At 66.6% G+C, this 21284-nt stretch carries 20 protein-coding genes; 10 read left to right on the top strand and 10 right to left on the bottom strand.

Annotated elements, in window-relative coordinates; translation table 11 throughout:
- Nucleotides 1-17 precede the first annotated feature (17 nt).
- Together FPY90_RS11120 and FPY90_RS11115 are read left to right on the top strand one after the other, a co-directional pair.
- On the top strand, nucleotides 18-374 hold the full coding sequence (locus FPY90_RS11120) for an ArsR/SmtB family transcription factor (protein ID WP_498680998.1): 357 nt from the start codon (nucleotides 18-20) through the stop codon (nucleotides 372-374).
- Nucleotides 371-1516: a cation diffusion facilitator family transporter gene (locus FPY90_RS11115; protein ID WP_498680996.1), complete on the top strand. Its 1146-nt coding sequence runs from the start codon at nucleotides 371-373 to the stop codon at nucleotides 1514-1516. Before FPY90_RS11120 ends, FPY90_RS11115 begins: the two co-directional genes overlap by 4 nt.
- Nucleotides 1517-1535: 19 nt before the next feature.
- On the opposite strand, the gene FPY90_RS11110 is transcribed toward FPY90_RS11115, so the two are convergent.
- The 5 genes from FPY90_RS11110 to FPY90_RS11090 all read right to left on the bottom strand — a co-directional run bounded on the left by FPY90_RS11110 (nucleotide 1536) and on the right by FPY90_RS11090 (nucleotide 7583).
- Nucleotides 1536-3176 (bottom strand): dipeptide ABC transporter ATP-binding protein, encoded by a 1641-nt coding sequence (locus FPY90_RS11110; protein WP_498680994.1) that lies wholly within the window; start codon nucleotides 3174-3176, stop codon nucleotides 1536-1538.
- On the bottom strand, nucleotides 3173-4066 hold the full coding sequence (locus FPY90_RS11105) for an ABC transporter permease (RefSeq protein WP_498680992.1): 894 nt from the start codon (nucleotides 4064-4066) through the stop codon (nucleotides 3173-3175). Before FPY90_RS11105 ends, FPY90_RS11110 begins: the two co-directional genes overlap by 4 nt.
- Nucleotides 4063-5040, bottom strand: a complete 978-nt coding sequence (locus tag FPY90_RS11100; protein WP_498680991.1) for an ABC transporter permease — start codon at nucleotides 5038-5040, stop codon at nucleotides 4063-4065. Before FPY90_RS11100 ends, FPY90_RS11105 begins: the two co-directional genes overlap by 4 nt.
- Nucleotides 5041-5066: 26 nt before the next feature.
- Nucleotides 5067-6731, bottom strand: a complete 1665-nt coding sequence (locus FPY90_RS11095) for an ABC transporter substrate-binding protein (protein WP_498680989.1) — start codon at nucleotides 6729-6731, stop codon at nucleotides 5067-5069.
- Nucleotides 6732-6974: 243 nt separating this feature from the next.
- Nucleotides 6975-7583 (bottom strand): NAD(P)-dependent oxidoreductase, encoded by a 609-nt coding sequence (locus tag FPY90_RS11090; protein ID WP_071214105.1) that lies wholly within the window; start codon nucleotides 7581-7583, stop codon nucleotides 6975-6977.
- Nucleotides 7584-7688: 105 nt separating this feature from the next.
- On the opposite strand from FPY90_RS11090, the gene FPY90_RS11085 reads away from it, so the two are divergent.
- The 3 genes from FPY90_RS11085 to FPY90_RS11075 all read left to right on the top strand — a co-directional run bounded on the left by FPY90_RS11085 (nucleotide 7689) and on the right by FPY90_RS11075 (nucleotide 10307).
- A complete protein-coding gene (locus FPY90_RS11085; RefSeq protein WP_498680986.1) occupies nucleotides 7689-8066 on the top strand; it encodes a winged helix-turn-helix transcriptional regulator in 378 nt (125 codons plus the stop codon).
- Between the two features lie 113 nt (nucleotides 8067-8179).
- Nucleotides 8180-8632 carry a DUF4383 domain-containing protein gene (locus FPY90_RS11080; RefSeq protein WP_498680985.1) on the top strand — a complete coding sequence of 151 codons (453 nt, stop codon included), beginning with the start codon at nucleotides 8180-8182 and terminating at the stop codon, nucleotides 8630-8632.
- A gap of 205 nt (nucleotides 8633-8837) precedes the next feature.
- A complete protein-coding gene (locus FPY90_RS11075; protein WP_498680983.1) occupies nucleotides 8838-10307 on the top strand; it encodes an L-lactate permease in 1470 nt (489 codons plus the stop codon).
- Between the two features lie 42 nt (nucleotides 10308-10349).
- Here FPY90_RS11075 and FPY90_RS11070 read toward each other — a convergent pair whose 3' ends face one another.
- The 4 genes from FPY90_RS11070 to FPY90_RS11055 form a co-directional block, all read right to left on the bottom strand.
- Nucleotides 10350-10646, bottom strand: a complete 297-nt coding sequence (locus tag FPY90_RS11070; RefSeq protein WP_071214101.1) for a DUF503 domain-containing protein — start codon at nucleotides 10644-10646, stop codon at nucleotides 10350-10352.
- A 54-nt stretch (nucleotides 10647-10700) separates the two neighbouring features.
- Nucleotides 10701-11978, bottom strand: a complete 1278-nt coding sequence (locus tag FPY90_RS11065) for an aminotransferase-like domain-containing protein (protein ID WP_071214100.1) — start codon at nucleotides 11976-11978, stop codon at nucleotides 10701-10703.
- Nucleotides 11979-12022: 44 nt separating this feature from the next.
- Entirely contained in the window at nucleotides 12023-12679 is a 657-nt protein-coding gene (locus tag FPY90_RS11060; RefSeq protein ID WP_498680979.1) for a GerMN domain-containing protein, read from the bottom strand.
- 102 nt (nucleotides 12680-12781) lie between these two features.
- On the bottom strand, nucleotides 12782-13183 hold the full coding sequence (locus tag FPY90_RS11055) for a helix-turn-helix domain-containing protein (RefSeq protein ID WP_071214099.1): 402 nt from the start codon (nucleotides 13181-13183) through the stop codon (nucleotides 12782-12784).
- A gap of 121 nt (nucleotides 13184-13304) precedes the next feature.
- Here FPY90_RS11055 and FPY90_RS11050 point away from each other — a divergent pair, with 121 nt between their 5' ends.
- The 4 genes from FPY90_RS11050 to FPY90_RS11035 all read left to right on the top strand — a co-directional run bounded on the left by FPY90_RS11050 (nucleotide 13305) and on the right by FPY90_RS11035 (nucleotide 17715).
- Nucleotides 13305-13730 (top strand): MarR family winged helix-turn-helix transcriptional regulator, encoded by a 426-nt coding sequence (locus FPY90_RS11050; protein ID WP_498680976.1) that lies wholly within the window; start codon nucleotides 13305-13307, stop codon nucleotides 13728-13730.
- Entirely contained in the window at nucleotides 13723-15135 is a 1413-nt protein-coding gene (locus FPY90_RS11045) for an MFS transporter (RefSeq protein ID WP_498680974.1), read from the top strand. The genes FPY90_RS11050 and FPY90_RS11045 overlap by 8 nt, the downstream gene beginning before the upstream one ends.
- A 371-nt stretch (nucleotides 15136-15506) precedes the next feature.
- On the top strand, nucleotides 15507-16682 hold the full coding sequence (locus FPY90_RS11040; protein WP_498680973.1) for an NAD(P)-dependent malic enzyme: 1176 nt from the start codon (nucleotides 15507-15509) through the stop codon (nucleotides 16680-16682).
- A 223-nt stretch (nucleotides 16683-16905) separates the two neighbouring features.
- Nucleotides 16906-17715: a Gmad2 immunoglobulin-like domain-containing protein gene (locus FPY90_RS11035; RefSeq protein WP_498680971.1), complete on the top strand. Its 810-nt coding sequence runs from the start codon at nucleotides 16906-16908 to the stop codon at nucleotides 17713-17715.
- A gap of 109 nt (nucleotides 17716-17824) precedes the next feature.
- On the opposite strand, the gene FPY90_RS11030 is transcribed toward FPY90_RS11035, so the two are convergent.
- Nucleotides 17825-19264: an LLM class flavin-dependent oxidoreductase gene (locus FPY90_RS11030; protein ID WP_498680970.1), complete on the bottom strand. Its 1440-nt coding sequence runs from the start codon at nucleotides 19262-19264 to the stop codon at nucleotides 17825-17827.
- Nucleotides 19265-19610: 346 nt separating this feature from the next.
- Between FPY90_RS11030 and FPY90_RS11025 the strand changes: the two genes are divergently transcribed.
- Nucleotides 19611-21284 carry an ABC transporter substrate-binding protein gene (locus FPY90_RS11025; RefSeq protein ID WP_498680968.1) on the top strand — a complete coding sequence of 558 codons (1674 nt, stop codon included), beginning with the start codon at nucleotides 19611-19613 and terminating at the stop codon, nucleotides 21282-21284.

The following is a 21284-nucleotide window of genomic DNA, read 5'->3' as shown; positions in this document are numbered from 1 at the left end:
TATGCAACTATCTGCGTATGAATGCAGATAGCGAAGCATGCACCCTGGACGCCGACAGCCAGTACGTCGAACTGGCGGTGGAGGTGTTCAGCATGCTCGCGGACGCCACCCGGGTGCGGATCATCCTGGCCTTGAGGTCCGGGGAGATGGCGGTCGGTGCCCTGGCCGAGTTGCTGGGCAAATCCCCGGCTTCGGTGTCCCAGCACCTGGCCAAGATGCGCCTGGCCCGCATGGTCTCGACCCGGCAGGAGGGGACCAAGGTGCTTTACCGCCTGGAAAACGAGCATGCGCGCCAACTGGTTGTCGACGCCATCCACCAGGCCGAACACGCCCTGGGCGGCACACCCGCCCACCATTCCCGGGGGCAACAGTGAGCACGGCACACGGCCCCGGGCCGGGGAACCACGGCCACGATCACGGGCCCGGAGGGCACCACGACCACCCGCATGACCACGAGCACAACCATGCCGGCCATGACCACGGCCATGACCACGGCCATGACCATGGCGCACACGGCCACAAGCACCGATCCGGATTCACCGGATGGCTGTTCGAGCTCTTCGTTCCGCACACCCACGACGCCGCCGATTCCATCGACGACGCCCTGGAATCCAACATCCAAGGGATCCGGGCGCTAAAGGTCAGCCTGGCCATCCTGCTGGCGACCACCGTCCTGCAATTCATCGTGGTGGGTTTCAGCGGATCGGTGGCCCTGCTGGCCGACACCATCCACAACCTCTCCGACGCACTGACGGCCGTGCCCCTGTGGATCGCCTTCATCCTCGGGCGCCGTGCGGCCAACCGGCGCTACACCTTCGGCTACGGGCGGGCCGAGGACCTGGCCGGGTTGTTCATCGTGGTCGTGGTGGCCCTGTCCGCGGTCCTGGCGGCCTGGCAGTCGATCGACCGTCTGCTGCACCCGCAACCCCTGGCGCACCTGGGCTGGGTGCTGGCCGCAGGCGTCGTGGGATTCATCGGCAACGAGGCCGTGGCGATGTACCGGATCAAGATCGGGCGCAGGATCGGCTCCGCCGCGCTGGTTGCCGACGGGGTGCACGCCCGCACCGACGGATTCACCTCCCTGGCAGTCGTGCTGGGCGCCGGCGGCGCGATGCTGGGCTTCCCGCTGGCCGACCCCATCGTGGGCCTGCTCATTTCCGCGGCCATCATCGTCCTGCTGGTGGGCACCATCCGCAGCATCGGGCGCCGGCTCATGGACGGCATCGAGCCGGACCTGCTGGCCCGGGCCGAGGAGGCCTTCGCCTCGGTTCCCGGGATCGTTCAAACGCCGCGGATCCAGTTGCGCTGGGTCGGGCACCGGCTGCACTGCACCGCCGTGGTCGTGGTCCGGGACGCGGCCCTCTCCGAGGTCGAGGCCACGGTGGAGGAGGCCAAGGCGGCCGTTGCCCGGGCGCTGCCCAAGCTCGATGACGTGTTGGTCCAGACCGGAACGCGGCGCCTGGATGCGCTGGGGGAGGACGCCGAGTCCGAGCTGGTGCGGGAACCGGGGAACTGATCCCCGCCCCGGACCCGGCTCAGCGTCCCGAAACCACTCCCGGGGAGGCCGCGAGCAGGGTCCGCGTGTAGGGGTGGGCCGGGGCGGTGAACACCGCTTCGGTGGGCCCGGATTCCACGATCTTCCCGCCCTGCATCACCAGCACCTCATCGCTCATGTGCCGGATCACCGACAGGTCGTGGGAGATGAACAGGTAGGACAGGCCGAGCCGCCGCTGCAGGTCATCGAGCAAATCCAGCACCTGCGCCTGGATGGAGACATCCAGCGCGGAGACCGGCTCGTCGCAGATCAGCACCCGCGGGTTCGGGGCCAGGGCCCGGGCAATGGCCAGGCGCTGGCGCTGCCCGCCGGAAAGCGTTGCCGGGTTCCGGCCGGCCAGGTCCTTGTCCAGGCCCACCAGCGCGAGCAGCTCGGAGATCTTCGCCGCATGCTTGCGCGGGTTGCGGGTGGCCCCGAAGCTGAGGGCGTCGGCCAGCAGGGCGCCGGCGGACAGGCGCGGGTCGAAGGAGGACAGCGGGTCCTGGTAGATGGCGCCGAGCGCGGAGCGGCGCGTGCGCCGGGCGGCCTCGGGCACCTGGCTCCAGGGCTCGCCAAAGAGCTCCACGGTGCCGGCATCGGGGGCCAGCAGGCCCAGGGCCATGCGGGCCGTGGTGGTCTTGCCCGACCCCGATTCGCCCACCACGCCCAGGGTGCGGCCGGCGTGCAGCTCGAAGCCCACGTCCTTCACGGCCGCGAAGTCGGGGCCACCGGGGACCGTGAAGCTCTTGGACAGCGCTTCGGCGCGCAGCACCGGCCGGCCGCCGGCCTGGCTTTCTTGCGGCGTGTCGGGCAGCGGGGTGGAAGCCCTCGTGGAGGCGGGGGAGAGCGGTGCGAAGCGGGGCTTGCCGGCGGGAACAGCGGCCAGCAGCGCGCGCGTGTACGGGTGCTGCGGGTCGCCCAGGATCCGTTCCGCGGGCCCGGACTCGACGATCCGCCCGCCCTGCATCACCGCGATCGAATCGGCGAGATTGGCCACCGCGGCCAGGTCGTGGCTGATCAGCAGCATGCCGGATCCGGCGGCGCGCAGACCGCCGAGCAGGTCCATGACCTGCGCGGCAATCGTCGCATCCAGCGCCGTGGTCGGCTCGTCGGCGATGACCAGGGCGGGGTCCAGCGCGATGGCCGAGGCGATCAAGGCGCGCTGGCGCATGCCGCCGGACAGCTCGCCCGAGCGCTGCGAGGCACGGCGCACCGGGTCATCCAGCCCCACCGCTTCGAGCAGCTCGACGACGCGGGCCGCCCGCGCGGCCCCGGAGCCGGAGCCGTGCAAACGCAGCGCATCGTCGATTTCCTTGCCGATCTTGCGCAGGGGATCGAGCGAGGTGAGCGCATCCTGAAGGATGAACCCCACCCGCTTGCCGCGGATGGAGCGCCAGGCACGCTGGGACAGGCCCCGGGCATCGACGCCCGCCACCTCCAGCGCGTTGGCGCGCACGGTGGATCCCGGCCCGGCCAAACCAATCAGCGAACGTGCCGTCACCGACTTTCCGGAGCCGGATTCACCGACCAGCGCCAGGCATTCACCGGGGTTGACGGTGAAGGAAACGTCCAAGACAACTGGGGTTTCGCCGAAGGCGACGTCGAGGTTTTCGACGCGCAGGAGCGGTGCGGTGGCATTCATCGGGCACCTGCCGTTTTCAGCGCGCGGGAAAGCACGGTGGAGGCCGCAGCCACCAGCACGATGGCCAGGCCGGGGAAGAACGTCATCCACCAGGCCAGGGCCAGGTAGGTGCGCCCGGCCGAGAGCATGGCGCCCCATTCGGGGGCCGGGGGAGGGGAGCCCAGGCCCAGGAAGCTCAGCGACGCGGCCCAGACCACCGCCTGCCCCAGCCCCAGGGTGCCCAGCACCGCGATCGGCGCCAGCGCGTTGGGCAGGATATGCGTGGCCAGGATCTTCGCGCGGGAGCGGCCCAGCACCGTGGCGGCCTCGACCATGGGGGAGGTGCGCAGCGCGATGATCTGCGCTCGGATCATCCGCGCGTACCCCGGCGCGGTGGTCAGCCCGACGGCCACCACCGTGGTCCCGACCCCGGGCCCGGCCAGCGCGATGAACACCAGGGCCAGCAGCAGGCCGGGCAGTGCGAAGAGCACCTCCAGGATGCGGCCCACCCCGAAGTCCAGCCACTTGCCGCCGAAGCCGGCAATCGTGCCCAGCAGCAGGGCCAGGCCCAGGCCGATCGCGGTGGCCGCGGCCCCGATCAGCAGCGAGGGCCGGGCGCCGTGGATGATCCGGGAGTAGATGTCGCGGCCGGACTCGTCGGTGCCCAGCAGGTGGGCCGCCCCGGGAGGCGAAAACGCGTCGACGGGGTTGATGGCCAACGGGTCAAAGGGTGCCAGGACATTCGGGAGAAGCGCCGCGAGCACGAAGAAGGCCAGCACCGCGGCCGAAAGCAGCAGCGGCAGGCGCGCTGCAACCGCCCGCAGCCCCCGGGTGCCGGGTGCCGGTCGCTTCGCGGTGTGTTGGGCCAGCACCGGGTCGCCCGGGGGCAGTTCCTGCCTCTCGATGCTCATGATCCGGCCATCCGCGGGTCGGCCAGGCGCTCGGCAAGATCGGAAAAGGCCATGATCACCACGTAGGCGCCGGCCGAGAGCAGGGCCACGCCGGTGACCATCGGGATGTCGCGGGCGGTCACCGCCGAAAGCAGCGAGCGGCCCAGGCCCGGCCGGGCGAAAATGGATTCCACGACCACCGCTCCGGAGAGCAGCGAGCCGAACGCCCAGCCGGAGAGGGCGATGCCCGGCAGGGCGGCGTGGCGCAGGGAATGGCGCAGCAGCACCCCGGTCTCCGATTCCCCGCGCGCCCGGGCGGAGAGGGCAAAGGGGGAGCGGTGTGCAGCTTCCAGGGTGTCGCGCATGACCTGGCCGAGGAACCCCGCCAGCGGCAGGGCCAGGGTGGCCACCGGCAGCACCAGCCCGGCCGGCGCATTGGTGCTCACCGGCGGCAGCCAGCCCAGCGCCGTGGCAAAAAGCATGATCAGCACACTGGCGAGCCAGAAGTGCGGGACCGCGGCCGAGACGATCTCCAGGCCCGAGGCCAACGCGGACCCCAGGGCACCGCTGCGCGTGGAGAGCACCGCGACGACCAGCGCCAGGGCCCAGGCCACGAGCAGGGCCAGCACGGCCAGGACCAGGGTGGGCGGGACCAGCTCTCCCAGGACCTCGGACACCGGGGTCTTCAGCGAGTAGGAGGTGCCCAAATCCCCGGTGGACAGGCGCCACAACTGGCTGAAATATTGCACGTACAGCGGCGCATCGAGGCCGTAGTCGGCGCGGGCCTGGGCCAGCGCCTCGGCCGAGGCCTGCGACCCCGGCCCGCCCATGATCGCCTCGGCCGGGTCGCCCGGGATCATCCGGATGCCGAAGAAGATCGCCGTGGCCACCGCCCACAACACGAACAGCCCTCCGCCGATCTTGCCCAGCACCCAGCGGGCGGCCGCCCCGGCAACCCGGGTCGACCGCCCGCCGGCAGGCAGGGGCTGGTTCATCTTTGGAGTGTGGTTTTCGGCGTTCGCTACTTGGCCAGCCAGGTGTCAAAGAACGTCGGGGTGGCCACCGCGGTGGTCGCGCCCACGTTCTTCAGCTTCTCCGAGTACAGGAAGTGGTTCTGCTGGTCATAGAGCGGCAGCAGGTAGTGCCCCTCGAGCACCAGCTTCTGCGCCTGTGCGTACTTGTCCTTGCGCTCCGCCTCGTCGGCGGTGGAACCCGCGGCGTCCAGCAGCTGATCGAGCGCCGGGTCCTTGACCTGGGAGAGGTTGGCGAAGTAGCCCGAGGGCGCCGGGATCGTGGAGTCCGAGTGGAAGAGGATGCTCAGCACGCTCGGTCCGACCTTGGTGTAGGGGGCGGAGACCAGGTTGTAGTCGTTCTTGAACAGTTCGCCGTACCAGCTGGAGAGGTCCAGCAGGTTGATCTTGATCTCGATGCCCGATTCCTTGGCCGTTGCCTGCAGCTGCTCAAAGAGCGACTGCTCGGCGGGGATCGACTGGCTGGTGCTCACCGGGAAGACCAGCGACAGGCGCTTGCCGTCCTTGGTCCGATAGCCCTCGGAGTCGCGCTCGGTCCAGCCGGCCGAATCCAGCAGCTCCCCGGCCTTGGCCGGGTCGTAGGCAAAGAGCGGTTCGGCGGAGTAGGCCAGTGGCTCGACGCTGGAGAGCGGCGAATAGGAGCGCGGCGCGGTGCCGAAGAACAGCGAGTCGATGCCGGCATCCACGTTCACCGCGTGGATGAAGGCCTCGCGGACCTTGGAATCGTTGAAGGGCGCCTTGGAGGAGTTCAGCTCAATGCGGTTCGAGGCACCCGGGCGCGGGGCGTCGAGGTGCTTGATGGTCTGGAGCTTGATCGCCGCGGCAATGGTGTCGGGCTGGGCGTTGTCGATGACCTGCACCTCGCCGGCCTGCAGCGCGGCGTAGCGGGTGGCCGCCTCGGGGATGAAACGCCAAGTGATGCCGTCCAGGTAGGCCGCGCCCTCGTGGCCGTCCGTGGCGACCGGCTGCACGTAGTCCTCGTTGCGGACCAGGTTCACCGCGTCCTGCTTCTTCCAGGATTCGACCTTGAACGGGCCGGTGCCCACGGGGGCCGCGCAATTTTCTTCCTGGCTGCGCTTCAGTGCGGTGGGGGATTCGATGGCTACCCATGGCATGGAGAAGGACTCCAGCAGCGAGTTGTCCGGGCTCTTGAGCTTCAGTTCGAGGGTGGCCGCATCCAGGGCCTTCATGGAATCGATCTTGCCCAGGGCCAGGTACCCGGTGGAGGAGGCGGTCTTGGGATCGAGCAGGTGCTCGAAGTTGGCCTTCACGGCGGCGGCGTCCAACGCGGTGCCGTCGGTGAACTTGATGCCTTCACGGATCTTCAGGGTCCGGGTGAGCCCGTCCTGCGAGACCGTGGAGTCCTCGGCCAGCCACGGGATGAGCTTGCCCTCGGCGTCCTTGGTGTACAGGGTTTCCAGGTACTGCGAAGAGACCAGGGCCTGCGGGTAGTTGCCGCCCACATGCGGGTCCAGGCAGCTGGGCTCGGCGTCGCCCGAGGCGTAGACCAGGGTGCCGCCGGCGACCGGGGTTCCGGCGTCATTGCCGGATTCCGGAGCAGTGGTGGCCGGGGCGCAGCCGGCAAGCACGAGTGCTGCGGCAAGGCCGAAGGCGGCCGGGAACAGTCGACGGGCCAGGGGACGAACGTTATTCATGAAGCTGCTTCCTGCGAACCAATGACGATGAAGTGAAGTGGAGTCGTGCGCCCGTCGCCGGACCGCGGGGGATGCTGGCGGTGGGCACCGCCCTCAACCTTAGTCCGTGCCTTGAGCCGGGGCAGGGGGTGTGTGGGTGAACTCATAGCGCGAGCGCCGAGGTCCGCAACAAAGCTTAACTGCGAGCGGGTGCGACGGAGATCGCTATTCCGATCTCCACCGCACCCGATGCGTGGATGGCGGTTAGGCGCTGGCCACCGTGAAGCGGCGGTGCAGGTGCTTCGGGTCCTCGATTTCGTCAAGCGCGGCAACGGCGAAGTCGCCGGTGCTCACGTGGTCCCCGGCCGGGGAATCGTTGCCCAGCACGATGTTGCCGGTGGCCTCGCCCGGGGCAATCACCGGGGCGGGGGCCAGCATGGTCCAGTCCAGGCCCGAAGCCGAGGTGTAGAAATCCAGGACCTCGCCCATGGTGCGGGCCTCGGGCATGTACTCCTCGGGGAACCCGGGGGTGTTGAACAGGCGGACCCCGTCGACTTCGGTGGCGCCGGCTCCGCCGACGACGAAGACGCGGGCGGGGACCAGGGTCTCGGAGATCTCTTCGTGGGCGTCGATGAACGGCTGGTGGGATTCACCGGTGCGCGATGGCGGGATCGAGAAGACGACGACGTCGTTTTCCTTGGCCAGCGCGCGGTAGGCCGCGGTGTCGCCAAGTTCGGCGACGGTTGCGGAGGCGGCTCCGGCGACTTCGCGCCCGCTGCGGGACACCGCGGTGACCTCGTGGCCACGCTTGGCGGCCTCGGCAACGACCTGGCTTCCGACCATTCCGGTGGCTCCGTATACGGCAATCTTCATGGGTGGTTCCTTGATCTCTAGGGTGGCGGGCGGACGGCCCTGCCGTGTCATTGCCTCAATGGTATCCAATTGATATCGAGTACCTCAACGTAATATGGTTACCCCATGGATACCAATGGTGCGGCTTTCGATGTCATGAGCCCCGACTGCCCCTCGCGCCTGATCCTGCAACGCATGGGGGACAAATGGACGCCGCTGGTGTTCCTGGCCCTGGAACCCGGGCCCCGCCGCTTCTCGCAGCTGAGGGCCGACATCGGTGGTGTCACACCCAAGGTTCTCACCCAAACACTTCGCCAGCTAGAACGTGACGGCTTGTTGACCCGCACCAGCTACCCAGAGATCCCGCCCCGCGTGGAATATGCACTCACCAGGCTCGGCGGCACCCTGCTCGGTCCCCTCGAAGTCATGCGGGAATGGTCGCAAGCCCATGCGGCATCCATCCTCCGGGCACGGAACGACTACGACGAACTCCACCAGGCCTAGCCGAGGCCAGAAGATCTTCGCCCCGAGGGCAATCCGTTTGCACTGTGGTTCCGAATACCTGGTGTCAGCAACGCAATCGCGTTGAAGATCGACAGGAACCCAAGGAGCACACCATGGCCTCGACACACACCACCACCCACCGCTCTCTGGTGCAATATGTTGCACTGGCTGTTGGCGCGGTCTTCCTGTTGGTTGGTGTCCTGGGATTCATTCCCGGCATCACCAGCAACACCGAACACCTGGGGATGGCCGGACACCACTCCAGCTCAATGTTGCTCGGCATCTTCCAGGTCTCGGTCCTGCACAACGTAGTCCACCTGCTCTTCGGCGTCCTGGGTGTCATGCTGTGGCGCAGCCCGGCGAAGGCGAAGGCGTTCCTGGTCGTCGGCGGGATTGTCTACTTGGTCCTGGGCTTCTACGGGGTTTTCATCGACCAATCCAGTGCCGCAAACTTCGTCCCGGTCAACACGGCTGACAACGTTCTGCACTTTGCGCTCGGCGTTGGCATGGCCGGACTGGGCCTGGTCCTTGGCCGGAATCTGGCCCCGGCCCGCCGCGCGGCCTAGGCAGGTCCCCGCCGCAAACCGAAGCCGATCCCGGGACCCGCCGTACGTTCACATGGTGAAACGTGCGGCGGGTCTCCTGCTGCCACGGCTGTGTGGTGCAACCGCCAGGAAGTCGTTGTTACTGCCACGGACGGGTATCCTCAATCGCAGCAGAACATGCCGCCTCAATTTCCAGGTGCGGCACCCCGAACAAAGGATGCGCCGCATGCTGGCACTGGCTGCCGCCTCCCCAATCGTGGTGGCCATGGCCCTGTTCTTCGCCAAGACCAAGGCGACCACCATGGCGACCTGGTCGCTGGTCACCGGGGTGCTGGCAGCGATCTTCTTTTTCCCCACCCCGCTGGCTGAACTGCTGGACGCCGGGGCCATGTTCGGCCCCACCATCCTGGAGGTGCTGCTGATCCTTTTCGCCGGGGTGCTGCTCTCGCGCATCACCACCGAAACCGGTGCCATGGACAGGATCTCCGGCTGGCTGCGCCAAAGCGCCTCGAACCAGCAGGCCGGGACGGTGCTGGTGATCTTCGGGCTGGTCCCGTTCGCCGAATCCGTCACCGGGTTCGGCATCGGTGTCACCGTGGGCGTGCCGCTGCTGCTGCAGCTGGGGCACTCGATCAAGCACTCGGCGATCCTGAGCCTGCTGGGGCTGGTGGCGGTCCCGTGGGGAGCGCTCGGCCCCGGCACCCTCGTGGCGGCGGACCTGGCCGGACTCACCCTCTTCGACGTGGGCGTGCGCTCGGCGCTGATGACCCTTCCGGTGGTGCTGGGCGCGGGAATCGTCTCCTGGCTGGTGCTGCGGGCAGGCTCGCCTCACCCGGGGCGGCTGCTGGCGCACCTGCTGGGTGCCGCGGTGCTGCTCAACGCCGGAATCCTCGCCGCCAACCTGCTCATGGGAACCCCGCCGGCCGGCATCGTCGGTTCCCTGCTGGTGCTGGCCGTGCACCTGCTGGCGTTCAAGGCCGGAGGCACCCTGGTGTCCGCCGGACGTGCGGTCTGGGTGGCACTGCTGCCCTACGGGGTGCTTACCGTCGGGCTGCTGCTGGCCAGGGCGCTGACCTCGCCCATGGAACCCTCGTTGCTCAAGCGCGCACTGACCAGCGGCGGGGTGTGGCTGGTTGTCGCCTGCCTGGTCGCGCAATATGCCTCCGCCTCGCTCGGCGGAGGAAACCGGAAGCTGCGCACCCGGGCCCATGTGGCCTACCGAAGCTGGATCCCGATCGGGGTGACCACCGGGGGCTTCACCATCCTCGGAGCCCTGCTTGCCGCCACCGGCATGGGCGGGGAACTGGGCGCGGCGCTCGCCGGGAACGGCACCGGATACCTGGTGCTGGGGCCGGTCATCAATGGGCTGGCCGGTTTCATCTCCGGATCAAACACTGCGGCAAACTCCATGCTCGCGGCAACCCAGGCGCAGGCGGCCACCGCGATGGGTTCCTCGGTGCTGCAGATCGTCGCGGTTTCCAATGTCACCGCCTCGATGGCCACGATGCTCTCGCCCTCGCGGATCCTGCTGGCCTACGGGCTGGCCATCTTGCCGGTGGCCTCGGTTTCCGGTTCCGTCCCGGAGGAAGTGCCGCCGAGCGAGCACGAGGTCACCGCGTGGATCGCCCCGCGGCTCGGAGTGCTGCTGGTGGTGGTGTGCACGCTGCTGGGCGTGGTCACCTGGGTGATCCACTAGCCGGCTTCCGGCAAGTCGGCCAGGGGCAGTACATCGACGTGGCTACTCGTCCTCGGAGGAAAGCAGCCGGCGGCGGGCGCTGAGCAACTCCACTTCCGGCCGTGCGGCGACCAGCCGCTCGATCCCGTCGAGCACCTCGATCACGTGGGCTGCGTCGGCCGCGACGAGTCCCGCCGCCAGCCCGGCGCGCCGGTGGAGTTCCTGGCTTCCGCTCTCCGCGACGGAAACCTCGAACCGGTGCCTGATCTCGGCGAGCATCGGACGCACGACGGTGCGCTTCTGCTTGAGCGATTGCACATCGCCCAGCAGGAGATCGAATTCGATCCATCCAAACCACATGGATACATCATGCGCTGTCCGTCGTCGCGTTGTCCCAGGGGACCGGCGGCTTTTCTAGCGCACGCCGTTCTCGGCGATGGCAGCGGCCAGAACCGGGGCCAGGCGTTTGACGCCCTCGCGGATCTTTTCCTCGGGGACCGCGCTGAAGGCCAGGCGCAGCCGGTGGCTTGGCCCGTCGTGGGGGCTGAAGGCAGCTCCGGGTATGAAGACCACGCCCGCCTCGATGCCCTTGGACAACAGTGAATAGGTGTCGATTCCCTCCGGCAGCGTGACCCAGATGAAGAAGCCGCCCTCGGGCCGGGTGTAGCCGACACCCTCCGGCATGTACTCATCCAGCGCCTCGAGCATCGCGGCGCAACGCCCGGCGTACAGCTCCCGGTAGGTCTGGATCTGCCCGCGCCAGTCGTGCCCGTCGAGGTACTTGCTGACCAGCATCTGGTTGAAGGTTGCCGGGCAGAGCGTGACGGCCTCGGCGGCGAGGTAGAAGCGGCGGAACAGGTGGGGCGGAACCACCGCCCAGCCGATGCGCAGGCCGGGGGCCAGGATCTTGGAGAAGGATCCCATGTAGATGACGTTCTCGGGGTAGTCGGCGCGCAGCGGGCGGATCGGCTCGCCGGAGTAACGCAGCATCCCGTAGGGGTTGTCCTCCAGGATGAGGATGTTTTCCTCGATGCAGATCTCGGCGATCTCCGCGCGGCGCTCGGCGGCCAGGGTAATGCCCGAAGGGTTGTTGAAATTGGGGATCGTGTAGAGGAACTTGATCCGTGCGCCGGCCTCGCGCAGCTGCCCTATGCGTTGGCGCAGTGCGGAGGGAATGAGCCCGTGCTCGTCGGTGCCGATGGGTTCTGCGCGGACCTGGTAGGCCTCGAAGGTGTTCAGCGCGCCCACGTAGGTGGGGTCCTCGCACAATACGGTGTCCCCGGGGTTGCAGAAGACCTTGCAAGCGACATCCTGTGCGGCTTGTGACCCGGTGGTGATGACAATGTTATTCGGGTCGACCCCGGTGATCCCTTCCTCGGCCATGACCTCGCAGATCTGGGCGCGAAGTTCCTCGGTGCCCTGGCCGCTGCCGTACTGCAACGCTGTCATGCCCTGGGTCGCGATCAGCTCCGAGGCCATGGCCCCGAGCTTTTCCAGCGGCAGCGACTGCAGGTACGGGTTGCCGCCGGCCAGCGAAACCAGTGAGGGGTCCAGGGAAAGCTCAAAGACGTCGCGGACCGCGGACTGCTTGATGTGCGAGGCGCGCTCGGAAAAGAGCGACTCGTGCGCGGCGGCGCGTTCGAGGGCGATTTCGGTTTCACTGCCCGCAAGGGGTCCTGTAATTGAGCTCACATCCGAACCTTATCAACAGTTGTTGCCTATACGTCAACACCTGGCTATTTCTGGCTCAAGTACTTGTTGACGTCGATGCCATTGAGCAGGACCTTCGCTTCGCCCGTGCCGGCGGCAACCATCGCGGTATAGGTGACCTGGGCGATGATGCGCGGATCGTCGCACACCCCGCCCGAGCTGAGCTCCCCGGAAAGCTCCACCGTGACCGTGTCGCCGGCGACGGAGGATGAGACGTACGTGAGGTTCGAGCTCGAGAGCGCATTCATCAAGCCCGATTCCCCGTGCTGTGCGTCCTTGTCATCGAGCAGGTCGCTCATCGCCGCCTCCACCTGGCTGGCGTACACCACCGGCCCGGTCTCCGTGGCCACGATGCTGTCGCCGCACCCGATCATCGGGCCGGATTTTCCCTGGTCGTTGAGGGCCACGTAGAAGATCGTCAAGGCCGATGTCGTGGTCGAAGGGCTCGTGGCGGGCGCCGTTTCCGAAGGCGAAGGCGTGGGTGTTGCCGTGGCCGAGGGGGACGGAGTGGCGCTCGCGGGTGTGTCCGTTGCCGGTGCCGTGGACGAGGGGACCCCGGACTGTGGAATCCCGGTCGTGGTCGGGGCTTCGGCGGGACCGCCGAAGCAACCCGACAGCGAAAGGGCCATGCCGGCACCCGCCACCGAGGCCAGCGAAAGCCTGATCATTCGATTCCGGAGCATGGCACCCAACCCCTTCTTGGCAACGACGCCGGCCACTGCGGCCACTTCCAACCTAGGGGGAAGGAGGGCACCGAAACCAGCACGGGGGTGTTGCGGTTGGGTCTATTCCGGGGTGTCGGTCGGGCTTGCCGCCCGTGCGTCCAGCCAGGCCTGGACGGAGGCCGGACGGATCCTGCGGTGGGTGCCCCGGTATTCAACCGGGATGGTTCCCGAGTCGGTGAGCTTGCGCAGGTAGCTGGCCGAGACCCCGGCCATCTTCGCCGCCTGCGAGGTGTTCAGCAGGGACTCGACGGTGCTCACGCTCACCTCGTCGCCGCGCGCCATGCGCTGCAGGACATCAATGAGTGCCGCGTGGGCTACGTCGGGCAATTGCAGGGTGGTGCCGTTGACGAAAACGGTGGTGTCCGCGGACTCGTCCAGGGCTGCCGCGAGCCGTGCCGCGGCCTTCTTCTCCAGTGCGGGGAAGGCCCGGACCTTGCTCAATGAGGGTGTTGGAAGCGACATGCTTCCATCATGCATGATTCGAGGCAAAAGTGCCGGTGTGGCGCGTCCTTGGCCGGCGGCACCTGCCGGAAGCCTGAAACTGCTCAAGCAACTTGATCAAGTTGCTTGTACAATAGTGTCCATGCCTGAAAATTCCCTGTCCCTGTCCCTGGTCGAAGCCATCCGTCCGATTGCGCGCCGCCTCAATTCCGCCAGCACTTTCTCAACCGGAAAACTTGGCATCCTCAGCCACCTGGCACGGAATGGGCGGGCATCCACCACCGAGCTGGCGGCAACCATCAGGGTCACCCCGCAGGCGGTGTCGCTGGCGGCACGCGAACTTGAGGACATGGGCCTCCTCGGCCGGGCACCCGACGCCGAGGACCGCCGCCGGACCTGGATCGAACTGACCGATGCGGGTCACGCGAGGCTCGCGCAGGAGCGGGCGGCCGGTCTGAAATGGCTCGAGGAAATGATCTCGGCACGGCTCACGCAGCCGGAACAACAATCTCTTGAAACGCTGATCCCGCTCTTGCGGAAGCTCGACCCGGAGTCGCGCGATGCCTAGGGCCATTGCAACCTCCCGCCCAAACCTGATGCCGGCGCTGGTCTATGCCGCGCTTTCCACCGCGATCGTGAGCTCGCTGGGCATGCTGTTGGTCCCCTCGATCGCCATCGGCATGCAGGTGCCGGTCAGCACCGCCCAATGGATGCTGACCATCAACCTGCTCGTCGGCGCCATCGCGACGCCCGTCATGGGCAGGCTGAGCGACGGACCCCACAAGAAGCGGCTCCTGGTGTGGTCATTGGGGTTCATCCTTCTCGGTTCGGTCCTGGCGGCACTGGCACCGACCTTCACGGTCTTCCTGATCGGGCGGGCACTGCAGGGGTTGACCTACGGGATCGTTCCGGTGACGATTTCCCTGGCACGCCGCTACATCGAACCGTCCAAGGTGCAGCCCTCGATCTCGAGCCTTTCGGTCACGGTGTCGACGGGAATAGGGATCGGCTACCCCCTGACCGGGATCATTGCCGGTCTCGTGGATTTCCGTTTTGCGTTCTGGTTTGCCGCGCTCTTTGTCGTCAGCGCCATCATCGTGGTCGTCCGTGTGGTGCCCGGCGGACCCGACCCATTGGCCGGCCAGGAGCCATTCGACTATCTGGGCACGGGCCTGCTTGGCCTGGGCCTGGGCACACTGCTGCTGGGTATCAGCGAGGGCCCCAACTGGGGCTGGGGATCGCCGGAAACCGTGGGGATCCTCGCGGTCGCGGCGCTCCTGCTGGCCGTTTGGTCCAGGACCGCGCTGCGGTCAAGCCATCCGCTCATCAACTTGCGGGTGCTGCGCCACGGCGAGGTGCTCCTGGCAAACCTCACCGCGGTGGGCCTTGGCGCAGCGCTCTACATCGGGCTGTCGATTTCAAGCCTCATCGCCCAGACTCCCGCCTCGACGGGGTACGGGATTGCCCTGCCCGTCTTCTGGGCCGGGTTCGTGATGTTCCCGCTCTCGGTGGGCAGCTTCACCGCCAACCGCATCGTGCGCCGCCTGTCGAACCGGATCGGGCTCACGGCGCTGTTGCCCATCGGTGCCGGGGTGGTCGCGGTCTCGGGGACCATGCTGTGGTTTGCCCACACGCAGTTGTGGGAGATCCTGCTCGGGATGCTGCTCTTCGGCCTGGGCATGGGTGCGAGCTACGCGGCCATGCCGGCATTGATCGCCCGCAGCGTTGCCACGGAGGAATTGGGCAGCTCGGTGAGTTTCAACCAGGTCCTGCGCACCGTGGGCAGCTCGTTCGGCACGGCCGTCGCCGGCGCGGTGCTTGCCGCGAACATGGGCCCTCAGATGCATTCGACCGACACCGGGATCACCCTGACGTTGGCCATCGGCGCGGTATTGTGCATGGCGGTGTTCGCAGCACTGCTCATCCACACCCTGAAAAACAAGGTGGCGGCCGTCGTGCGCCGCGCCGGTTGATCCCGTCGAATGGCCCATGCCTCCGGGGCCTGTTCGGGCCGGCCTCCAGGCGGCCGGTGGCCCCGGGCAACCGGGTTGGAAGGCCATGGACGGCACCGATTGGGTGCCGCGGAACAGGCGGATATTTCCCCTTGGTTGCGCCCAGCGGTGGCGCAAATACGCCGAAGTGCCGTATCCTGATGCCTACGGTCTAAAGAAAGTACTGACCAGTGCGCCGTTGCCGCAGCCATCACCCCCGGCCGGCAGACGCACAGCGAGGCAAGGAACCAGGCAGGCACCACATGGATGTGGTTGTGCCGGTTTCTTCGTTGTCCGCGATCGTTGAATCGCCCCTCGCTCCGATACATTTCAGAACTTTCAAGGAGACTTTCATGTCCATCGATACTTCCCTCGACGCCGCCGCAACCATCACCGAAGCCGATATCTTCGACGCCCACCTCGGCGGCAAGCTCAGCGTCCAGTCCAAGATGCCGCTGACCACCAAGCGCGATCTTTCCATTGCCTACACCCCGGGCGTCGCCCAAGTTTCCCGCGCCATTGCCGCGGACCCGGCCTTGGCCGCGACCCACACCTGGGCCTCGCGCCTGGTCGTGGTGGTTTCCGACGGAACCGCCGTGCTCGGCCTGGGCAACATCGGAGCCGCCGCCTCGCTGCCGGTCATGGAAGGCAAGAGCGCGCTCTTCAAGGAATTCGGCGGCCTGGACTCGATCCCGCTGGTCCTGAACACCACCAACGTCGATGAAATCGTCGAGACCCTGGTGCGCCTGCGCCCCAGCTTCGGCGCTGTCAACCTCGAGGACGTCTCGGCCCCGCGCTGCTTCGAGCTCGAGGCCCGCCTCATCGAGGCACTGGACTGCCCGGTCATGCACGATGACCAGCACGGCACCGCCGTGGTGGTCCTGGCCGCGCTGATCAACGCCGCCAAGGTCGCCGGCAAGGAACTGGGCCAGATGCGCGCGGTGATTTCCGGGGCCGGCTCCGCCGGCATCGCGATCTCCGAAATCCTGATCAATGTCGGAGTGGGAGATGTGGTTCTTGTCGATTCCAAGGGCATCATCCACCGCGACCGCGACGACCTGAACGCCGTCAAGGCCAAGTTCGCCGCCATCACCAACAAGGACGGACTGATCGGCGGGATCCGCGAGGCCCTCGACGGCGCCGACGTGGTCGTGGGAGTCTCCTCCTCCAAGTTCCTCGAGGAAGACCTGGCCGGCATGAACGATGACGCGATCATCTTCGCCCTGTCCAACCCGGATCCGGAAGTCATGCCGGATGTGGCGCGCAAGTACGCCGCCGTCGTTGCCACGGGCCGCTCGGACTTCCCGAACCAGATCAACAACGTGCTGGCCTTCCCGGGCATCTTCCGCGGCGCCCTGGATGCCGGTGCACGCCGCATCACCTCCGAAATGAAGCTGGCCGCGGCGCACGCCATCGCCGAGCTGGCCGAGGAAGACCTCTCCAGCGAGTTCATTGTTCCCTCGCCGCTTGACCCGCGCGTGATGCCGGCGGTTTCCGCCGCCGTCGCGGAGGCCTCGAAGGGCCAGTAGCTCCTCGGATTCTGTGAACGGCTCCGGCCCGGCCGCCTACGGGTGGCCGGGCCGGAGCCGTCCGGGGTCAACGGGCCATCCGCTGGCGTGGAGGTAGGGAAACCAGCCCTTGCGCCGACATGGCGCAGGCGCTTGCCGGGGCGGTGGCGTGCATCGAAAACGTCACCGAAATGCGGCCTGCCCGGCCTTGTTTGCGTGGTTCTCGGATAGTTACGGTGCAGCCATGAACGAGAACACAACACCATCCGACCGTGGCCGGAAAACCGTCATCGTACTGCTTGCCGCGGCACTTGTGGCGGCGGCTGTCTGGATCGCGATCATGCTGGTGCAACAGGCCGGCGGCCCCGGCCCGGAGGGCCCGGGAACGACCGCGGCCCCTCAAACCACCGCCTTGCCCAGCTCTCCGGCCGCTTCCGTCCCGACCCCGTCGCCGACGGCGAGTGCATCGGATTTGCCCGGCACCCCGACTCTGCCTGCCGCCGAGGCAGCGACGGTCGTTTGGCCGGATCCGGGAGGCACCCTGCGCTATGGGACCCCGGAAGACGCGGCCGAGGGACTCGCCGAGGATTTCGCCGGGTTCACCGACCCGGTCTATGGCGAATTCATGCAGGGGGACGCACGCTCCGGTGAACTGGAGGTCCGTCCCGTCGCGGACGGGGCCGTGACCACCGTTTTGCTGCGGCAGCTTTCCGACGGTCAGTGGTATGCCATCGGGGCGACCAGCAGCGAGATCCAGCTGGATGCGCCGGCGGCCGGTGAGATGGTCAGCGCCCCCGTGGCGCTTTCCGGATCGTCGCGCGCCTTCGAAGCGACCGTGAACGTCGAGGTCCGTGCCCACGGGACGGCGGAGCCGCTCGGAACAGGGATCGTCATGGGCGGATCCGGGCCCGACCTGGGGCCTTTCAGCGGGAGAATTCAATGGGAAAACCCCGGCACCGGCACCGGCGTGCTGTTGCTGTTCGAACTGAGCGCCAAGGATGGAAGCGTGTGGACGGCCGCTGCGGTGCCGGTCGGGTTCGCCCCGCAACCCTAACCCTCCCCATCTCCCCGGTGCCTTCGGGCAGTGGGAGTTCACGCAGCACGGAAAGGTCCCGGAACCACGTGGTTCCGGGACCTTTGACCGCTATATGGACTGTCGCGCGCTATAGGGCATGGCCGCCGCCGGCTGCGGCCAGCTCCGCTTCGACCGAACGCTTGGCGTCGGCCTCTTCCCAGCTGGTGGGACCGGCGGCGAATGCGCCGCGGTAGCCGGCCGCCGGGTGGCGTTCATTGAGCAGGGGACCTTCGCCAAACAGCTTTTCGCGCAGTGTTCCTTGCGCGTATTCGCTCTGGGCCAGGCCGCGTTCGCGCAGCACCGGAAGGACCTTGTCGGCGAACTCCTCGAAGGAACCCGGGATCACCCAGTTGATGACATTGATGCCGTCGACCCCGGCGGCCTGCCATTTCTCGATCTCGTCGGCGATCTGTTCCGGGGTTCCCACCACACGGGTGTTGCGGGCCTGCAGCCAGGCGATGTCCGCGACGACCGGCTCACGGTCGGTGATGTGCTTGGACACCCATTCGGAGAAGCCCTTGCCGGTGTTGGTGTCCAGGTCGGCGATGCGGGTCTCGGGCGGGTAGACGCGTCCGGTCTTGTCCACGATGGCCGAATGGGCCAGGTAGCCATCGACGCTGACGAACTGGTCGTAGTACGCCTCCTTTTCCCTGGCTTCCTCCTCGGTGTCGCCAATGATGAAGGACAAGCCCTGGAAGAACTTGATGTCTTCAGGGTTGCGGCCGAACTCGACGGCCAGGCGCCTGGTGTCGGCGATCAGCTCGGCGGCGATGGCCGGGGACGGGGCGATGATGAAGGTCGCCTCGGCGTTGCGGGCGGCGAAGGCCCGGCCCGAGACCGAGGATCCGGCCTGGAACAACAACGGGGTGCGCTGCGGCGAGGGGGAGGGCAGATGCGGTCCCTCGACCCGGTAGCGCGGTCCCTCGTGGTAGACCTTGTGGATCTTCGCGGCGTCGGAGTAGACCCCGGTGTCCTTGTCCTTCTTCAGTGCGCCCTCGTCCCAGGAACCTTCCCAGAGCTTGTAGGTGACGTCGACGTACTCGTCGGCCCAGGCGTAGCGCTCGGCGTGGTCGGTCAGCTGCGGCAGCCCGTAGTTGCGTGAGGCGTTGTCGTTGATGCCGGTCACGATGTTCCAGGCGATCCGCCCGTTGGAAATGTGGTCAAGCGTGGAGATCTGCCGGGCGAAGTTGTAGGGATGGTTCTGCACCACGTTCGAGGTGGTGGCCAGGCCGATGTGCTTGGTGCTGACCGCGAGTGCCCCAAGGAGCACCGTGGGATCGTTGGACGGGATCTGCAGGCCTTCGTTTGCGTAGACGTCGAAGTCCGCGTCCGAATCCCCGTACAGCCCCGAGACGTCGGCAAAGAACATGGCGTCGAACTTGGCCGCCTCGAGCGTCTGGGCCAGATCGATCCAGGTGTTGACGTCGTTGAATTCGGTCTGGCCCGCGTCCGGGCGGCGCCACTGGCCATGGTGGATGTGGCTGGTCGTATTCATGACGAATGCGTTGAAGTGAAGTGGCTTGCTCACGGTGTAACTCCTTATTGGTCCACGAGAAATCTTGAACGTTGGTGGCTTGGCGCCCCCGGCAATGCTGGTCTGCATCGATGTTTGCAGTCGCGAACCCGGGCCCGGAAGATTACGAAGTGCCGGGTCGTCACAAGTCCTCTTGTGACGATATGACAGGTTTGTGAAGCGTCCTCGATGTCGCGATGTGACGCAGCGTTGAGGGATGAGAACCCATGCAAAGGAGCCACGTCTAGGTGCTGGCGCCGCGCTCCGCCTCACGGATAGAACTGTCTCAGACATATCGCCAAACAAGTTTCGATCCTTGAGACCTGGGCCAAGCCCCCCATCAACAAGCAGGAGTACCACCGTGAAAAACCGCCAGCCGGCGTACCAGCCGACTTCCCGTTCCAAGACTGTCAAGGTGGGGGCAGCTGCCTCCGCCGCAGCGCTCTCCCTGCTCCTGGCAGCATGCGGAGGCCAGACAACGCCGGCCGCCAACGCAGGTACCGGCGAAAAAGTGGATGGCGGAACCATCCGGTACGCCCACCTGCAGGAACCTGCATGCGTCTACGGCGGCTGGGTCCAGCAGGCTTTCCTTTCCCGCCAGGTGCTCGATTCCCTGGTGTCTCAGACCGAGGACGGATCGATCGTTCCGTGGTTGGCCGAAAAGTGGAAAGTGAGCGAAGACCAGCTCACGTGGACCTTTACGTTGAAGCCCGGATTGGAATTCACTGACGGGACACCGTTGGACGCCCAGGCTGTGAGCGACAACTTCGAATTCTGGCAGGCAGGCGGCAACGGAACGGTCCAAGCCCACATCGGTGACTACTATTCCTCCAGTCGTGCGATCGATGCGAAGACCCTCGAAGTCAAGCTCAGCGATCCATTCACGCCATTTCTCTCCGCGCTCAGCCAGGGCTACTTTGGCATCCAATCCCCGACGGCTCTCGGAACGCGTTCCGAAGCCGAAAATTGCGAGGCTCCCATCGGTTCCGGTCCCTTCACCGTCGGTGAATGGAAGCGCGGCCAATCGATCACGTTCAACCGCAACGACGCGTACAACTCAGCACCGCAAAATGCGAAGCACCAAGGACCGGCCTACGTCGATTCGGTTGTCTGGTCATTCATCCAGGACAACACCTCCCGCTTTGGTTCGTTGGCCAGCGGAGAATCAGACGCCATCGGCGAGGTGCCGACCGTTGACTTCGACACGGCCAAGTCGCAATTCGACGTCCAGCAATACCTGACACCGGGCCGTCCGGTGACCCTTTCGCTGAACACCGTTGAAGGTCCATTCACCGATGTGAAGGTCCGCCAGGCATTTGCCTACAGCGCCGACCGCAAGGCAGTGGTGGACTCGGCGTTCCTCGGCGTTGTACCTTTCGAAGGCAATGGAACGGTGAGCAGCAGCACCCCCGGATACAACCCGGATGTCGCTGTCGATTACCCGTTTGATGCGGCAAAGGCCAACACGCTCCTGGACCAGGCCGGCTGGACCGAACGCTCCGCGGAAGGAACCCGCACCAAGGACGGCAAGGAACTGGAAGTAAAGATCGTCTTTGGCCTGAACTCCATCGTCACGGCCGAAGGTGCCACCGCCCTGCAGAACTTGCAGGAACAAGTGAAGGCCACCGGATTCAAGGTCACGTTGGTACCGGCAACGCAGGCCGAGTTGTTCTCGGGACAGTTCTCCACGCCCGACAGCTACGACGCCCAGCTGGGCTATTGGACGAGCCCACATGCAGGGATCCTTCACATTAATTTCCGCCAGAACACCGAGAAAAAACCAAACCCCGCCAACACGACGTTCTACAACAATGCCGAGATCGAGGACATCATCTTGAAGGCCAACTCGGCGAAGACCACGGCCGAGGCGAACAAACTCTACGGGCAGGCCCAGCAATTGCTCAGTGACCAGGCCGTTGCCGTGGGCCTGTACACACAGACTTCCTCGGTGGCGAGCAACCCCAAGCTCAAGGACATCTGGCTAGAAGCCTCTCAGGGCGAGCCGGTGTTCCACGACGCCTACTTCACCGAATAG

It is taken from the genome of Arthrobacter sp. C2, assembly GCA_024207135.1.
In the GTDB taxonomy this organism is placed as follows: Bacteria; Actinomycetota; Actinomycetes; order Actinomycetales; family Micrococcaceae; genus Paeniglutamicibacter.
This window is presented reverse-complemented; position numbering and strand designations above follow the sequence as displayed.

Coding starts and splice junctions, on each gene's coding strand:
- FPY90_RS11120 (WP_498680998.1), top strand. CDS start 18: ATGAATGCAGATAGCGAAGCATGCACCCTGGACGCCGACAGCCAGTAC.
- FPY90_RS11110 (WP_498680994.1), bottom strand. CDS start 3,176: ATGAATGCCACCGCACCGCTCCTGCGCGTCGAAAACCTCGACGTCGCC.
- FPY90_RS11105 (WP_498680992.1), bottom strand. CDS start 4,066: ATGAGCATCGAGAGGCAGGAACTGCCCCCGGGCGACCCGGTGCTGGCC.
- FPY90_RS11100 (WP_498680991.1), bottom strand. CDS start 5,040: ATGAACCAGCCCCTGCCTGCCGGCGGGCGGTCGACCCGGGTTGCCGGG.
- FPY90_RS11095 (WP_498680989.1), bottom strand. CDS start 6,731: ATGAATAACGTTCGTCCCCTGGCCCGTCGACTGTTCCCGGCCGCCTTC.
- FPY90_RS11090 (WP_071214105.1), bottom strand. CDS start 7,583: ATGAAGATTGCCGTATACGGAGCCACCGGAATGGTCGGAAGCCAGGTC.
- FPY90_RS11085 (WP_498680986.1), top strand. CDS start 7,689: ATGGATACCAATGGTGCGGCTTTCGATGTCATGAGCCCCGACTGCCCC.
- FPY90_RS11080 (WP_498680985.1), top strand. CDS start 8,180: ATGGCCTCGACACACACCACCACCCACCGCTCTCTGGTGCAATATGTT.
- FPY90_RS11075 (WP_498680983.1), top strand. CDS start 8,838: ATGCTGGCACTGGCTGCCGCCTCCCCAATCGTGGTGGCCATGGCCCTG.
- FPY90_RS11070 (WP_071214101.1), bottom strand. CDS start 10,646: ATGTGGTTTGGATGGATCGAATTCGATCTCCTGCTGGGCGATGTGCAA.
- FPY90_RS11060 (WP_498680979.1), bottom strand. CDS start 12,679: ATGCTCCGGAATCGAATGATCAGGCTTTCGCTGGCCTCGGTGGCGGGT.
- FPY90_RS11055 (WP_071214099.1), bottom strand. CDS start 13,183: ATGTCGCTTCCAACACCCTCATTGAGCAAGGTCCGGGCCTTCCCCGCA.
- FPY90_RS11050 (WP_498680976.1), top strand. CDS start 13,305: ATGCCTGAAAATTCCCTGTCCCTGTCCCTGGTCGAAGCCATCCGTCCG.
- FPY90_RS11045 (WP_498680974.1), top strand. CDS start 13,723: ATGCCTAGGGCCATTGCAACCTCCCGCCCAAACCTGATGCCGGCGCTG.
- FPY90_RS11040 (WP_498680973.1), top strand. CDS start 15,507: ATGTCCATCGATACTTCCCTCGACGCCGCCGCAACCATCACCGAAGCC.
- FPY90_RS11035 (WP_498680971.1), top strand. CDS start 16,906: ATGAACGAGAACACAACACCATCCGACCGTGGCCGGAAAACCGTCATC.